This window comes from Polaribacter sp. L3A8, from assembly GCF_009796785.1.
Lineage (GTDB): Bacteria > Bacteroidota > Bacteroidia > Flavobacteriales > Flavobacteriaceae > Polaribacter.
This window is the reverse complement of the sequence record NZ_CP047026.1, coordinates 3200446-3216856: the sequence shown is the minus strand read 5'-3', so window position 1 is coordinate 3216856 and position 16411 is coordinate 3200446. Positions and strand designations below refer to the sequence as shown.

The 16411-nt window shown below is 32.0% G+C and carries 14 protein-coding genes; 1 reads left to right on the top strand and 13 read right to left on the bottom strand.

The window, feature by feature from the left end:
- Positions 1 to 179 precede the first annotated feature (179 nt).
- The 8 genes from GQR92_RS13125 to GQR92_RS13090 form a co-directional block, all read right to left on the bottom strand.
- On the bottom strand, positions 180 to 1961 hold the full coding sequence (locus tag GQR92_RS13125; RefSeq protein ID WP_158840255.1) for a cytochrome c oxidase subunit I: 1782 nt from the start codon (positions 1959 to 1961) through the stop codon (positions 180 to 182).
- Positions 1962 to 1996: 35 nt separating this feature from the next.
- Positions 1997 to 3004 (bottom strand): cytochrome c oxidase subunit II, encoded by a 1008-nt coding sequence (locus tag GQR92_RS13120; protein WP_158840253.1) that lies wholly within the window; start codon positions 3002 to 3004, stop codon positions 1997 to 1999.
- 38 nt (positions 3005 to 3042) lie between these two features.
- A complete protein-coding gene (locus GQR92_RS13115; RefSeq protein ID WP_158840251.1) occupies positions 3043 to 4488 on the bottom strand; it encodes a quinol:cytochrome C oxidoreductase in 1446 nt (481 codons plus the stop codon).
- A 30-nt stretch (positions 4489 to 4518) separates the two neighbouring features.
- On the bottom strand, positions 4519 to 5061 hold the full coding sequence (locus tag GQR92_RS13110; RefSeq protein WP_199269142.1) for a c-type cytochrome: 543 nt from the start codon (positions 5059 to 5061) through the stop codon (positions 4519 to 4521).
- A gap of 10 nt (positions 5062 to 5071) precedes the next feature.
- The gene (locus tag GQR92_RS13105) at positions 5072 to 5599 is read right to left on the bottom strand and encodes a DUF3341 domain-containing protein (RefSeq protein ID WP_158840249.1); all 528 of its coding nucleotides are present in this window, start codon (positions 5597 to 5599) and stop codon (positions 5072 to 5074) included.
- Between the two features lie 2 nt (positions 5600 to 5601).
- The gene (gene nrfD / locus GQR92_RS13100; RefSeq protein WP_158840247.1) at positions 5602 to 7056 is read right to left on the bottom strand and encodes an NrfD/PsrC family molybdoenzyme membrane anchor subunit; all 1455 of its coding nucleotides are present in this window, start codon (positions 7054 to 7056) and stop codon (positions 5602 to 5604) included.
- A gap of 79 nt (positions 7057 to 7135) precedes the next feature.
- A complete protein-coding gene (locus tag GQR92_RS13095; RefSeq protein ID WP_158840245.1) occupies positions 7136 to 10189 on the bottom strand; it encodes a TAT-variant-translocated molybdopterin oxidoreductase in 3054 nt (1017 codons plus the stop codon).
- Positions 10190 to 10272: 83 nt separating this feature from the next.
- Complete coding sequence (locus tag GQR92_RS13090; protein ID WP_158840243.1) at positions 10273 to 11577, bottom strand: c-type cytochrome; 1305 nt, start codon at positions 11575 to 11577, stop codon at positions 10273 to 10275.
- Between the two features lie 192 nt (positions 11578 to 11769).
- On the opposite strand from GQR92_RS13090, the gene GQR92_RS13085 reads away from it, so the two are divergent.
- Positions 11770 to 12138 carry an SPOR domain-containing protein gene (locus GQR92_RS13085; protein WP_158840241.1) on the top strand — a complete coding sequence of 123 codons (369 nt, stop codon included), beginning with the start codon at positions 11770 to 11772 and terminating at the stop codon, positions 12136 to 12138.
- A 202-nt stretch (positions 12139 to 12340) separates the two neighbouring features.
- Here GQR92_RS13085 and GQR92_RS13080 read toward each other — a convergent pair whose 3' ends face one another.
- The 5 genes from GQR92_RS13080 to GQR92_RS13060 form a co-directional block, all read right to left on the bottom strand.
- Positions 12341 to 12901: a DUF2911 domain-containing protein gene (locus GQR92_RS13080; RefSeq protein WP_158840239.1), complete on the bottom strand. Its 561-nt coding sequence runs from the start codon at positions 12899 to 12901 to the stop codon at positions 12341 to 12343.
- Between the two features lie 220 nt (positions 12902 to 13121).
- Positions 13122 to 13235 (bottom strand): FeoB-associated Cys-rich membrane protein, encoded by a 114-nt coding sequence (locus tag GQR92_RS13075; protein ID WP_158840237.1) that lies wholly within the window; start codon positions 13233 to 13235, stop codon positions 13122 to 13124.
- Positions 13235 to 15346 carry a ferrous iron transport protein B gene (feoB, locus tag GQR92_RS13070; RefSeq protein WP_158840235.1) on the bottom strand — a complete coding sequence of 704 codons (2112 nt, stop codon included), beginning with the start codon at positions 15344 to 15346 and terminating at the stop codon, positions 13235 to 13237. The genes GQR92_RS13075 and feoB overlap by 1 nt, the downstream gene beginning before the upstream one ends.
- Entirely contained in the window at positions 15346 to 15576 is a 231-nt protein-coding gene (locus GQR92_RS13065; protein ID WP_105049930.1) for a FeoA family protein, read from the bottom strand. The genes feoB and GQR92_RS13065 overlap by 1 nt, the downstream gene beginning before the upstream one ends.
- A gap of 51 nt (positions 15577 to 15627) precedes the next feature.
- Complete coding sequence (locus GQR92_RS13060) at positions 15628 to 16308, bottom strand: SCO family protein (RefSeq protein WP_158840233.1); 681 nt, start codon at positions 16306 to 16308, stop codon at positions 15628 to 15630.
- Between the last annotated feature and the right edge of the window lie 103 nt (positions 16309 to 16411).

Below are 16411 nucleotides of genomic sequence, written 5' to 3'. Positions count from 1 at the left end.
CAAACAGACAACAATAAGCAAAGCAAAAGATATAGTTCTTAATCAAAAATAATAATGGTTAATAATAAGCTATATATACTAATCAAACCTATTATAAAAAATAAAAACCAGTGAATTAAATTCACTGGTTTTTTTATGTTTAAATCATTGTTATAAATGATTCATGTTGTATTCTTTGTCTAAGATTCCTCTTCTCCGTCTAATAAAGGTGTTGTTTGTAAAACAAAATCTTGTCCGTGTAAGTAATCAGAATCATCATCTTGAGCATCTACTCTTTTACTGTAATCATATGCCCATCTATGAACCTCAGGTAATTTACCTGGCCAGTTACCATGTACATGTTCAACTGGAGTAGTCCATTCTAATGTATTAGCATTCCAAGGATTTTGAGTTGCTACTTTACCTCTGTAAATAGATATAAAGAAGTTTGCAATAAAGAATATTTGAGCAAAACCACCAACTAAAGCAAATAATGTAATTACAATGTTTATATCAGATAAATCATCAAACATTGGAAAGTTAGTATTTGTATAATATCTTCTTGGTAAACCAGCTAAACCGATAAAGTGCATTGGCCAGAATACTCCATAAGCACAAATAATACTTAACCAGAAGTGCCAGTAACCTAATGTTTTATTCATCATTCTACCATACATTTTAGGAAACCAGTGATACACACCAGCAAACATACCAAATATAGCAGAAACACCCATTACTAAGTGGAAATGCGCAATAACAAAATACGTATCATGAATATTAATATCTAAGGCAGAATCTCCTAAAACAATACCAGTTAAACCACCTGTAATAAAGGTAGAAACTAATCCAATAGAAAATAACATTGCTGGGTTTAACTGTAAGTTCCCTTTCCACAAAGTAGTAATCCAGTTAAAAGATTTTACTGCAGATGGTATTGCAATTAATAATGTTGTAAATGTAAATACAGAACCTAAGAAAGGATTCATTCCTGAAATAAACATATGGTGTCCCCAAACAATTGTAGATAAAAATGCAATTGCTATAATAGAACCAATCATTGCACGGTAACCAAAAATAGGTTTACGAGAATTTATTGCTAAAATTTCTGATACAATACCCATTGCAGGTAAAATTACAATATATACCTCTGGGTGACCTAAGAACCAAAATAAGTGTTCAAATAACACCGGTGATCCTCCTTGATAATGTAAAACTTCTCCAGATATAAAGATATCAGATAAGTAAAATGAAGTTCCAAAACTTCTATCAAAAATTAATAATAATGCTGCAGATAATAAAACAGGGAAAGAAACTACACCAATAACTGCTGTAATAAAGAAAGCCCAAATTGTTAAAGGCATTCTTGTCATTGTCATTCCTTTTGTTCTTAAATTGAATACAGTAACAATATAGTTTAAAGATCCAATTAAAGAAGAAGCAATAAAGATAGCAATAGAAACTAGCCATAAAGTCATACCCATTCCAGAACCTGGAATTGCTTGTGGTAATGCACTTAATGGAGGGTAAATTGTCCATCCAGCAGATGCTGGTCCTGCTTCAACAAATAAAGAAATCACCATAATTACACTCGATAAAAAGAATAACCAGTATGAAACCATATTTAAGAAACCAGAAGCCATATCTCTAGCTCCAATTTGCAATGGTATTAATAGGTTAGAAAACGTACCACTTAAACCTGCTGTTAATACAAAGAAAACCATAATTGTACCGTGTATTGTTACCAATGCTAAGTACATATCTGGATCCATGATTCCATCCGTTTGGTGGTGTCCCAAAAACGCTTCTACAATAGAAAACGATTGCTCTGGCCATGCTATTTGTATACGAAATAACATAGACATTAATACACCAATGATTCCCATAAACATACCAGTTACTAGGAACTGCTTAGAAATCATTTTATGATCTTGAGTAAAAATATATTTTGTTACAAATGTTTCTTTATGATGATGATCTGACATAATCTTATTAATTTGTAGTGTATTTTTTATTATAATTATTTAATAACTGAAGCTAATGTTGGTTGCTCTGCAATCCATTTGTCGTATTCTTCTGGCTCTACAACAGTAATTTTCATTTGCATGTTATAGTGAGAAGCTCCACAAATTTTATTACACAATAAAAGGTAGTCAAATACATAAGGATCTTCTCCTTTTGCCTTTCTAATTTTATTGATACCTGCCGTTTTTTCAATTACTTCAGGTTGTTGTCTCATTTCTTCGGTAGTATACTTTGGTGTAAAACCAAATTGAGTAACCATACCAGGAACACAATTCATTTGTGCTCTAAAGTGAGGCATGTATGCAGAATGCAAAACATCTTGAGAACGGAACTTGAAATGAATTTTTCTACCTTTTGGCAAATACAATTCAGTAACTTGTTTATCGTCTAATGAATTTTTATCTGTCATATCAACACCCAAAGTGTTAATACCTTTAATGTAATTTACGTTACCTAAACCAAGTGTATTGTCTTCTCCTGCATAACGAGCATCCCATCTAAATTGTTGAGAATACACTTCTATAACAACAGGATCTTCTAAATCAGATAAGTCCATAACATTATTCCATTGCCATAATCCGTAACCGATTAAAACCACTAAAACTACCGCTGGAGTTATCGTCCAAATAGCTTCTAATTTATGACTATCAGAATAAAATTTTGCTTTCTTACCTTTTTCACCTTTGTATTTAAAAGTAAAGTAGAAAAGTATAAACTGCATTAAAAATTGTACGATACCGATTAACCAAAATGTAATATCAAAAAGGTTATCATCATGTTCTCCTTCAAAAGAAGCAGATTCTGGTAACATCACAACATTCATGAAGATTAAACAATAAATCATCATTGCATATAAAAACACCATAAAGTATATGGCATTTCTACCTTGGGTAGCATTGTCTTTATCAGTAGCAATTACGCTTCTTAAGTTCATTATTCTGGTAATCTGCCAGAAACTTACACCGATTGCAACAGCTATAAAAATATAAAATAGAGCTAGCATATTTATCTCGTCTTAATTATTTTAATTTAAATTATTTATTAATGATGATCTCCTGAACCTTCACCTCTGTGTTCAATATTATAATAATGATAATGTTCACTTTCACCTAAGAAAGGATTCTTTACTGGTATAGGATTTGCTTTAGCAAATGCATTAAAAGTAGCATAAATAAAGACTCCTAAAAAGAACAATAATGAACTAATTTCTGGAATACCAAATGACCATTGAGCACCAACAGTTGCTGGCATAACCATTACAAAGATATCAATATAATGTCCGGCAAGGATAACGATACCTCCAATAACCACAAACCAAGGAATACTTTTAAAATCACTATTTAATAATAACAATATTGGAAAAACAAAATTCATAACAACCATTGCTAAAAATGGTAAATTGTATTCATTAAACCTCATTGCAAAGTAAGTGGTTTCTTCAGGAATATCTGCATACCAAATTAACATAAACTGAGCGAACCATAAATAAGTCCAGAATACAGAAAAACCAAACATATATTTAGCTAAATCATGAATATGACTATCATTTACAGCTGGCAAAGCACCTTTAGAACGTAAATAAATTGTTACAAAAGCAATTACAGTTAATGCACTTACAAGTAAACTTGCTAATACATACCATGCAAATAATGTAGAGAACCAGTGAGGATCAAGACCCATAATCCAATCCCAAGACATTAAAGTTTCTGTAATCATAAATAAGAAAATGTAACCAACAGAAACATTATAACTTAACTTATATGTTTTGTTATTGTCATCAACTGTATCTTCTTTAATAGAATTTCTACGGATAAACCATCTGTACGCATTCCATATAGCTAAATAGATAATACTTCTAATAGCCCAACCTGGAACATTAATCCACCAAGATTTACCATCAATTATAGGATCGTAGTTAGGACTTGTTGGATCGAAAATACCTTCTCCCATCCAAGGGAACATATGATTCCAATGCATCACAGCTGAAATTACAACCAAAACCATTACAATAGATGTTGGTACTAAATTAGCTGTTATTGCTTCCATAACTCTAAAAAGAACAATAGACCAACCTGCTTGAGCAACTCTTTGAATAGCATAAAAAGTTAATACTAATAAAGTAATTCCTAAAAAGAAGAATAACGATACGTATAAAGCTGACCAAGGTTTATTTTTTAATTGATGTAAAACATGTTCTGCATGTGCATCATCATGGTGTTCTCCATGAGTGTCTGCTGTAGCGTGAGCATCTTTTACAACTTCATGATGTCCTTCTTTTGCAGAATGACTTTCATCTTTATGCTCATCTGTTTTAGCTACTTCATGAGAAGTTGCATGACTATCACCATGACTAGCTTGTTGAGCAATAATTTCTTTAGCTTCTTCAACCGTTTTAGGTGCTGAATAAAAACCATAAGCAATTCCCACTAAACCAACAATAATTAGTGCTAATGAGAATGTTTTTAATTTACCTGAGAATTGATACATATCTTTTCGTAATTTTTCTACGTATTGTAATTATAATTCTGAACGTAATTTTTCTACGTATTGTACTATCTGCCAACGCTCTGTATACGTTGTTTGAGATGCATGTGACCCCATTAAGTTTTTACCGTGCATAATTACATGGTAAATACTACCTGCGGTAATATCTCTATCTTTATAGTTAGGAATACCAGAAAATTTATCCCTTTGAGATAGAACTCCATTTCCGTCACCATTTTTTCCATGACAAGATATGCAGTAAATATCATACATCGCTTTTCCGTTCGTTAAATTCGCTTCATTTGCTTCTAACGGATTCGTTCTTGTCGTTTTAGCCAATTCATACCCTTCATTTGTGTCAGGAATGTCATAAGAAGGATGTCCTCCTCTTGGTATTGTACCTGCAACAGGTTTAGAGTTCACAGGTTCTCCATTTAAACCATTTGCTCCATTTACATCATAAGGAACAGACACATACATATCTGGCATATATTGCAATTGACGCGTACGTTTATCATTACAAGAAATGATACTTGTAAGAGTAACTAAAGCGATAATTAATTTAAAATTCTTCATTATCTATATATTAGTGCTTGTCTACTACATTAATTTCTACAGCTCCTGTTTTTGCTAATAAAGCGGTAATTTTAGCTTCATTATTGTTTACAGGTATTTCCATTAAAAAATGATCATCTGTAGTTCTTGGGTCTGGGTTTTCTGCTTCTTTAAATGGCCATATTCTACTTCTCATATAAAAAGTAATTACCATTAAGTGGGCTGCAAAAAACACTGTTAATTCAAACATAATTGGCACAAATGCTGGCATGTTAGTCCACCAAGAAAAGTTAGGCTTTCCACCAATGTCTTGTGGCCAATCTTGTATCATCATGTAATTAGTCATCCAGATAGCAAAAGCTAATCCTGTAATTCCGTAGAAAAATGCAGTAATTGCCAATCTTGTAGGAGCTAATCCCATTGCTTTGTCTAAACCATGTACTGGAAAAGGACAAAATACTTCCTCTATATGAAGATGTTCTGCTTTAACAGCTTTCACTGCGTCCATTAGAACTTCGTCATCATTATAAAATGCGTGAATAACTTTTGATGATTCCATAATTATTCTTTATTAGATTTATCAGATGTTCCTGCTGCATTTGCTACGTTAATAGCTGGTTTAGTAGGTATCCCTTGTTCTCTTCTCTTCTTGTAAAATTCACCAGAAGATTTTAAAATAGTTTTTACTTCTGCTTGTGCGATAACTGGGAATGTTCTTGCATACAATAAGAATAATACAAAGAAGAATCCTATTGTTCCAACAAAAATACCAACATCTACAAACGTAGGTTCAAAACGCCACCATGTAGATGGTAAATGACCTTTACTTAATACAATTGCAATAATATCGAAACGCTCAAACCACATACCAATGTTAATTGCGATAGAAATAATAAAAGTAATTATAAAACTTCTTCTAAATTTCTTAATCCATAATAACTGAGGTGTAAAGATATTGAATATCAATAATGACCAGAATGCCCAAGCATAAGGACCAGTTGCAGCCCCTACAGATAAATAGGTATAGTTTTCATAAGGTGAACCTGTATACCAAGCAATAAAGAATTCTGTTGCATACGCTACAGCTACAATACCACCTGTTAAGATAATTACAATGTTCATATACTCAATGTGCATACGTGTAATATAATCTTCTAAATTAGTAACCTTTCTCATTACTCCTAATAACGTTTGTACCATTGCAAATCCAGAAAAGATTGCTCCTGCTACGAAATAAGGAGGAAAAATAGTTGAGTGCCAACCTGGGTTAATAGATGTAGCAAAATCCATAGATACAATTGTATGTACAGAAAGTACTAGTGGAGTTGCTAAACCTGCAAGAACCAAAGATACTTCTTCGAAACGTTGCCAATCTTTAGCTCTTCCAGACCAACCGAATGATAATAAAGCATATATTTTCTTTTGAAAAGGTTTCACAGCTCTATCTCTAATCATTGCAAAATCTGGTAATAAACCTGTCCACCAGAAAACTAATGATACAGATAAATATGTTGATATAGCAAAAACATCCCATAATAATGGCGAGTTAAAGTTTACCCACAATGATCCAAATTGATTTGGCATTGGCAATACCCAATATCCATTCCATGGTCTACCCATGTGAATAATAGGAAACAATCCTGCCTGAAAAACAGCAAAAATTGTCATTGCTTCTGCAGAACGGTTAATTGCCATTCTCCATTTTTGACGGAATAATAATAGTACTGCAGAAATTAATGTTCCTGCGTGACCAATACCTACCCACCAAACAAAGTTAGTAATATCCCAAGCCCATCCAATGTTCTTGTTCAATCCCCAGACTCCAATACCAGTACCTACGGTGTAAAAAATACATCCAAATCCCCAAAGCATTGCTGCCAAAGAAATATAAAATGCTATGTACCAGTTTTTATTTGCAGCTCCTTCAATAGGCTTTGCAATGTCTTCTGTAATATCGTGATAACTTTTATCACCTAATACTAAAGGTTCCCTTATGGGTGCTTCGTAATGAGACATATTTTAATTACTTAGTTTTTATATTTAATTTCAAAGGTTAAAAGTGACCGACTATTACATCTTAACACTTCTTATTCCTTTACGCTTCGTTTGTGTTTTTAATTTTAACTTGATATACTACATTCGGTTTCGTTTGTAAGTAATCTAAGACGTGATAAGATCTATCATCTGCAGCTAATGCCGCTACCTCATCTTCTTTGTTGTTAACATCTCCAAAAACCATAGCTCCTGTAGTACAAGCAGAAGAACAAGCTGTTTCAAACTCATCTGTATTAATAGCTCTTCCTTCTTTCTTAGCTTTTAGAATTGTTGCTTGTGTCATTTGAATACACATAGAACATTTCTCCATAACTCCTCTAGAACGAACTACAACATCTGGGTTTAAAACCATTTTACCATAGTCATTGTTCATATTGAAATCAAACTCATTATTGTCTGAGTATTGAAACCAGTTAAAACGACGAACTCTATATGGACAGTTGTTTGCACAATATCTTGTACCTACACATCTGTTATATGCCATTTGATTTTGACCTTGACGACCATGTGATGTTGCTGCAACTGGGCAAACAGTCTCACAAGGAGCATGATTACAGTGCTGACACATCATTGGTTGAAAAGTAACTTCTGGATTCTCAGCTTCCGTTTCGATAGCTTTATATAAGTCTCCTCCGCTTAATCCTTGTGCTTTAGCCTCTTCTCGAGTAGCTATTTCAGAAGAATAATATCTATCTATACGCAACCAGTGCATATCTCTACCAACTCTAACTTCTCTTTTACCTACAACTGGTACATTGTTTTCTGCATGACATGCAACAACACAGGCACCACAACCAGTACAAGATGTTAAATCTATTGATAAGTTAAAGTGATGACCAACTTCTCTGTTGTGCTCATCCCATAAATCTATCGTTTTTGCTTCTACTTCTTGATGATCATAAGATACAAAAGCAGGCTTGTTCCAAGAATGTTTTGGATCTGCACTACTGTTATAATCTTTTAAAGAAGCTACTTTTAAAATATCATGACGACCAGCAATTGTTTTTTGTACTTGTGTACAAGCAAACTTATGTGTTCCAGATACTTTTTCTATAGTAACTCCGTATTGAATATTGTTTCCGTTTTTGTATAATGGATATCCATTAACACCAACTTGCATTTCTTTATTTAAACCAAACGTTTTACCATAACCTAATGCTAAACCTACAGAACCTTTTGCCTGACCTGGTTGTACCATTACCGGAACAACAACATCAACACCGTTAACAGATACTTTGGCATAATCACCATTTATAGCACCGTTATCTTTTACAGGATTAGAAAAACCTAATTCTCTGGCATCAGCCATAGACATCATTAAGTAATTATCCCAAGAAGCTCTTGTAATTGGATCTGGAAATTCTTGTAACCAAGGATTGTTTGCTTGCTTACCATCACCTAAACCAGTTTTAGTATATAAGTTTAATTCGAAACCAGATGCTTTTTTAGCAGCACTAGAAAGTTTAGCTGCAGCATCTAAAATAGATATCTCTGGTAACTCAGCTTCAGAAACAACAACTTCTTTTGTAAAGAAACCATTATGTAAGGCTTTGTTCCAAGAACCACCAACTAAAATAGTAGTAGTAGCAAAAGATTTTAAATAATCGTAATATTTTGTTGCATTTCCAGTCCAGTTTAATAACGTGTCTTGAACCTGACGTGTATTAAATAATGGCTGAATTGTTGGTTGCATTAAACCATAAGTTACTTCATCAAATTGAGTATCTCCCCAAGATTCTAAAAAGTGTGGAGTTGGCAATGCATAATTAGATGCGTTTACGGTATCATTATTTTCTGTTGATAATGCTACTGATAATTCTAATTTTTTTAATCCTTCAGAAAAATCTGATGAACTTGATAATGAATAAATAGGATCTACATTGTAAGAAATTAATCCTGCAACTTTACCTGCTTTCATATCAGAAACTAATTGAGCAACTTCAGCATCATTTCCTTGACGGATATTTAATGTGTTGTTTACATCAATAATTTCACTATTTAATGCTTTGTTAATTGCTAATGCAATTAGTTGTGCATTTTTATCATTTAACCCTGTTAATACAACCGCTTTAGAACCAGCTTTCTTTAAGTCTGAAGCTAATTTTTTAATTGTTGCATCTATAGAAGTTGCTTTAGAAGGAACGTTAGCTCCTGTAATAGCGTTATATAAATTCAATAATGCAAATACTTGATCAGAAGGTTTTACAACCACTCTTTTATCAGAATTTGCACCTGTTAAAGACATGTTACTTTCAATCTGCACATGGTAAGACATGTGTCCTTTTGCTGGTTGTCTACCTGCAATAAATTGTTTTTCTAATCCTCCGTGAAAGTCTCCAAGAAAATCTGCACCAAAAGAAACAATTGTTTTAGCATTTTGTAAATGATAGTTTGGTAATACACGTCTACCGTACATTGCCATAAAAGCATCTGCTGCTCCAGATTCTGAAATAGCATCGTAAACAACATGTTTTACATTTGGATTTGCAGCTATAAATTCTGAAACAATTTTATCTGTAGATGGACTAGCCATTGTTCCCGTTAATAAAACAACAGGTTTATTTGCTTCTTTTAACTCGTTTAATTTAGCACCAATTTCTTTATCAGCGGCTGACCAAGAAATAGATTCACCACCTTTAGTAGGTGCTTTTAAACGTAATTTTTCATCATATAAAGAAAGAACCGCTGCTTGTACTCTTGCGCTTGTTGTTCCGTTTGCTTCTTTATTGGGCATTATTTGAATAGGGCGACCTTCACGTGTTTTAACTAAAACGTTTGCAAAATCGTATCCATCTGCCATAGAAGTTGCGTACCAATCTGCAACTCCAAGAGTTATATCGTCTGGTTTTACAACATAAGGAATAGCCTTTCTAACTGGTCCTTGACAAGCAGCTAATGATGCAGCAGCTGTAGTAAAACCAACATATTTTAAAAAGTCTCTACGTGAAGTAGAAGAATTCTCTAATGTTTCTTTATCACCTAAAAACTCATCCGTAGGAATTTCTTCTACAAATTCGTTTTTACTTAACGTTTCAACAATAGAACTACCTTTAAGTTCCTCAACACTTTGCCAGTATTTTTTGTCTGAAGCCATTTATACTTTTTATTTAATGATTGAAAGATTTAAACTAAAAATTACATTCAGTTTTTAATCTTTTAATTTTTAATTCTTTTTAACTAGTAGTGACATTTACCACATTCCTTACCACCTAATTGTGCAATGGTAACTTGATCTACATTGTACTTCTTTGCCAAGTCTTCATGAATTTTCTTGTAATAATCATTACCTTTTAAATCCACTTTAGTATCCTTATGACAATCGATACACCAACCCATCGTTAATGGAGAATATTGATATAATTCGTCCATTTCTTCTACAGGTCCATGACATTTCTGACATTTTAACCCTGCAACCGTTACGTGTTGCGAATGATTATAGTATACAAAATCTGGTAAGTTATGAACTCTCACCCATTTAATCGGCGCAGTTTTACCAGTATACTCTAAGTTATCTGCATCCCAACCAGCAGCTGTATATACTTTTGCAATTTCAAGATCTAATTCTGGTTTGCCAAGAACAACACCGTCTTCTAATTCTACAACTGTATCATCTGCAACTTCAGATATGTTTTTATGACAATTCATACAAACATTAACAGATGGTATACCAGATGTTTTACTATGTTTTGCTGATGAGTGACAATATTGACAATCTATCTTATTATCTCCTGCATGTATTTTATGTGAAAATGCAATTGGCTGAATTGGTTGATATCCTTGATCAACACCCACTTTAAATAAAGTACCAAAAACAAAATAAGCACCAACCAACAACAAGAATATTGTCCCTAAAACTTTTAAGAAAGTGTTCTTCTTTAATCCTGCCCAAAGTTCATGTAAATCTCTTTTAAGATTAGAACTTTCTCCAGGTGCAGTGTTTCCTTTTAATTCATTTACTTGTTTTAACAAACTAGCAATCATTAAGAAGGCAACAATAATAGCAGCAGCTAATATATAAATTAACCAACCTGGTGCTTCAGAAGAAGAACCTGTAGTTGCAACAGCATCTGCTACAGCAGCTTTCTTTTTAAGCTCACCAACAGTTGTGTAATACAAAAGGTCATCTATGTTCTTATCTGACAACTGAGGAAAAGCAGTCATTGCAGCTCCTTTATACTCGTCAAATATTTCATTAGCGTCCGCATCTCCCGATGCTCTAAGCTCTGCATTATTTTTAATCCAAGCTTTTAACCAATCATTTTCTCTTCTCTCTTCTACCCCGCCTAAAGCTGGTCCTACTAATTTCTTATCTAACTTGTGACAAGAAGCACATAACGATTTAAATAATTTTTTCCCTTCTTTTTGACGTGCCTCATCTACATCTTGTGAATACGCAGATACGCTAAATGCAAAAATTAGGAGAAAAGTAAAACTCTTTAGAAGTAATGTGGTTAGTCTATTGTGCAATTCTACACTTTTCATACTTAAACTTTGTTTAAAAATATCTAATATAAAATGATATAAGTCATTTTTTTCCGTTTGACAAAAGTACTACTTCTTCCTAAAATCTGAAAAGCTAAAAGAATGTTAAACATAATTTATAATTAATCTAAATAAGCGCTTAACCTAATTTATTTCTAAACTAGTCGTTATTTTTGTACAAAATTAAATAGTATGAATATTAAATTAACAGCGCTTTCGTTTTTGATTGTTTTATTAACAACAAGTTACAGTTCTTTTTCTCAGAACAAAACTAATGAGCCTGCAGAAATTAAAAGTATAATTTCTAAAAAAAGAAGCTTTAATAGCACCTACGGATTTGGTTATAGAATTCAACTTTATAATGGAAATGAAGCAAAGGCAAGAACGTTTATAGCCCGTTTTAAAGTAGAATTTCCTGGAATTTTTTCAAAATTGGTCTATAATGCGCCAGAATGGAAGGTACAAGTAGGTAATTATAAAACAAAATTAGAAGCTGATAAAGATTTAATGAAGTTTCAAGAAAAATTCTCTGGTATTATAGTAATTCCTATGGGTAAATAATTAATTTTAAATTATTTATTCTCGTTATTGCATTCTTACAGAAATACACTTAACAACTACATTATTCCATTGTTAAGACAAATAAAAAAGCTTTAAATTATTTTGTTTCCTAATTTAGAAAACAAAATAATTTAAAGCTTTTTTAACATAGAGCAGCTAAAGGAGCTCTCTATAAATATAGCAATTACAAGGGCAGCAATTACTATTCTACAACTTCTTGTACAGGAATAGAAACTATTGTATTACCCCAACCTAAGTACATATTTACTACATCATCTTTATCTTCATTAAAAACAATTGAAAAAGCTTCAATGGTTTTTTCTGATTTAGAAACTTTAGCAAAAACCCTAAGAACATCATCTTTCTTATCATATGTATAATGCCCCCAAACATTTCTAACAGAACTAAGCACCAACGTCCATTCATTCTCTGCAGGAATACTAAACAACGTATATGTACCCGCTTTTACTTCTTCTCCTCCAAACAACACATCCTTAAAGAAAGTAACTTCTGGAGCTTCATTTGCACCAGTTCTCCAAACACCTTTATCTGAAACCTCTGCTAAAGTAGACAAGTCTCTCCCTTTTAACTGTGGTCTTCCGTATATAACTTTTACTAACTTATCTGCGTTTTTCCAATCATTTGGGTACGTAGCTGCATCCATAGGACTCACATCTAATCTTGGAAATTTCTGAGCTACACTATCTGTTGATGACATAATTGCAATTGCAAAAACTGCAAAGGATAAAATTGTTTTCTTCATTTTTTATAATTTATAATATGATTAAAATGTAAGTCATCAAAAATAAAAAACCTTACACGAATCTGTTATTAATTTTGTGTTAAACATACTAAAAATTCAAAAGTTAATTACATAAATCACAAGTAAAAAAACAAGGCTCCTTGTTTCAGAAAACATAATTTTAAAGAAATTAATAAAAAAATGAATTTAATAAATGGGTGAATTAGTGTTAGCTAAAATATTAACAACCACAATCTGTACCACATCCTTTATTCTTTTTAGAAGGAAAAATATATTTTCTTAATAAAAAGACAACAGCCAGTGCTACTAATATATAAGCGATAATTTCTTGCATTAACTTAAAATTTGAAAGGTTATAAATGATGCCACATAAGCCAATAAGCCCATACCGAAAAGTTGTATTAGTGGCCATTTCCATGTCTTTGTTTCTCTCTTAACAATCGCTAATGTTGCCATACATTGCATTGCAAATGCGTAAAAAACCATTAAAGACATTCCTACAGGAAAATTAAATCTGCTTTCGCCGGTTTCCGGATTCACTTCAGACCTCATTTTTTCTTTAATAGTAGAAGTGTTTTCATCGCCTGCCTCTACACTATAAATAGTAGCCAAAGTACCAACAAATACTTCTCTTGCAGCAAATGAAGTTATTAGAGCAATTCCTATTTTCCAATCATACCCTAAAGGCCTAATTGCTGGCTCTATTGTTTTACCTAAAATACCAATATAAGAATTCTCTAATCTTGCAGATGCTATTTTTTGTTGTAATTCTTGGTCAGGTAAATTTTGATTTGCAACGTTTTCAATCGTGTTTTTTTCAGCATTCTCAAAAGAACTTGGTCCGTTTGATGCTAAAAACCAAAGAATAATAGACAGTGCCAAAATGATTTTACCTGCTTCTAAAACAAATGACTTTGTTTTTTCTATAACTTCAAAAAATACATTTTTTATAGATGGTAGCTTGTAGTTTGGCATTTCTACTACAAAAAACGACTTCGATTTTATTTTTAATGTTTTATGTAAAATATACGCTGCAATAATTGCTGTTGTAAAACCCAATGCATATAATGACAATAAAACTAAACCTTGTAAATTTAAGAATCCGAATATTTTTTTATTTGGAATTATCAGCGAAATTAAAATTGCATAAATAGGTAAACGTGCAGAACATGTTGTAAAAGGCACCACCAAGATGGTAATTAAACGTTCTTTCCAACTAGCAATTGTTCTGGTTGCCATAATTGCAGGTATTGCACAGGCTGTTCCAGAAATTAACGGAATGATACTTTTACCATTCATACCAAAACGTCGCATAATTTTATCCATTAAAAACACAACACGACTCATATATCCTGTTTCTTCTAAAATGGCGATAAATAGAAATAGAATGGCAATTTGTGGTATAAATATAATGACACCTCCAATACCTGGAATGATTCCTTCTGTTAATAGGTTTGTAAGCATTCCTGCTGGTAAATTACCTTTTGCAAAATCTGCAATTTCAGCAAAAGTAGCATCAATAAAATCCATTGGTACAGAAGCCCAATCGAAAACAGATTGAAAAATAACTAACAACAAAAAGACAAAGAAAAAGTACCCAAAAAACTTATGTGTAAATACTCTATCTAATTTACCACGTAAATCGGTTGCTTTCGTTTTATCAACTATATATGTTTTCTTTAGAATTTTATTAATTTCTTGATAACGGTAAATTGTTTCTTTATGTTGATATCTCTTTAGTTTAGAAACATCTTTTTTAAATGCTAATAATTTTTCTTTTTCTTCTTTAGTAACAGTTTCAGGGTAATTATTCTGAGTAATCATTAACCACAATTCATACAAAGAATAATTAGGGCTAACTTCTTTTAATTTTGCAAAATAATCGGGATCTATTTTATGATCTATTCCGCAAAGCGGAGAAGCCTTTGCTGCCACATGACAGCGAATAATAGCCGCTTTTACATCATTAATTCCTTCATTTTTTCTTGCACTTATTAAAATAACTTCTGTATTTAACTCTTTTTTTAATAAAGATAAATCAATAGTAATTCCTTTTTTATGCATTTGATCAACCATATTGATTGCCAAAACTGTAGGTATTTCTAAATCTTTAATTTGAGAAAAAAGTAATAAGTTTCTTTTTAAGTTTTCTATATCCGCAACCACCAAAATAACGTCTGGCGATTCTTTTATGTCTTTTTTAAGTAGTGTTTTTAAAACAATACTTTCATCCATAGAAGTTGGATTGATACTATAAGTTCCTGGTAAATCTGTAATAATTGCATTCTGAGTAGCAGATAATTTACTAACTCCTTCTTTTTTATCGACAGTAATACCTGGATAATTACCAACTTTTTGATTTAAACCTGTAAGCTGATTAAAGAGTGATGTTTTTCCTGTATTTGGATTCCCTATTAAAGCTACTTTTATATCATTTTTAGACATTACAAATTTGCTTTAAGGATTATAATTTTAGAAGCTGTTTCTTTTCTTATAGCCAAATGACTTCCGTTTACACAAATATAAATAGGGTCTTTTAACGGAGCTATTTGAACTAACTGAACCTCAGCACCAGGCAAACAACCCATTTCTAGTAATTTTAATGGAATAAAATCTAAAGACTCTTCAGAAATATACCCAATTTCTCCCTTACGTAATGTAGCTATTGTGCTCAATGAATTTAATTTGGAAGGCAAATATAAGAATTTAGAATGATTCTAAACAAGTTATTTAGAAGCATATTCTTCTTTTAACAAAACTATATCCTTTTTTAACTTTTCCATATCTTTCTTCTCGGTACCATCATAATAACCACGGATACGCTGTTCCTTATCCACTAACACAAACTGTTCTGTATGTATAAAATCGTTTTCATCTCCATCGCCTTCATCGGTTACAGCAAAATAACTTTTTCTAGCCAACTCATAAATGTGTTTTTTAGCACCAGTAGTAACATTCCACTTTCCATCTATAACCCCTTTTCTATCTGCATATTCCCTTAATACGGAAACACTATCTATTACAGGAGTTACGGAATGAGACAAAAACATAATATCGTTATCATCTTTATAATATTCTTGCAATTCACTCATATTATAAGCCATTGCAATACAAATAGTTTGGCAGCGTGTAAAAAAGAAATCTGCTACGTAAATTTTATCTTTATAATCATCATTTGTAATGGTTTTTCCATTTTGGTTGATAAGTTTAAAATCTGCTACTGTGTGATTTTTTGTAATATGTAACATACTTTCGTCTACCAATCTCGGGTTTACATCTACTGGGTTGTAAATTTTAAGACGATTATCTACTTTTAATAAATGATAAAATACAGGAAGGGTGATCGCTGAAACAATTATTAAAAAAATAAGTGTTGGTAATGATTTTTTAAAGAATTTTAACTCCATAAAATAGTTTTGAAAGACAAATTTACGACTTAAAAAAACCTTAAAGAAGCAAACAAAAACAAATACTTTGTTAAAATAAAAAATCAAGTTCTATTAGCCCTTT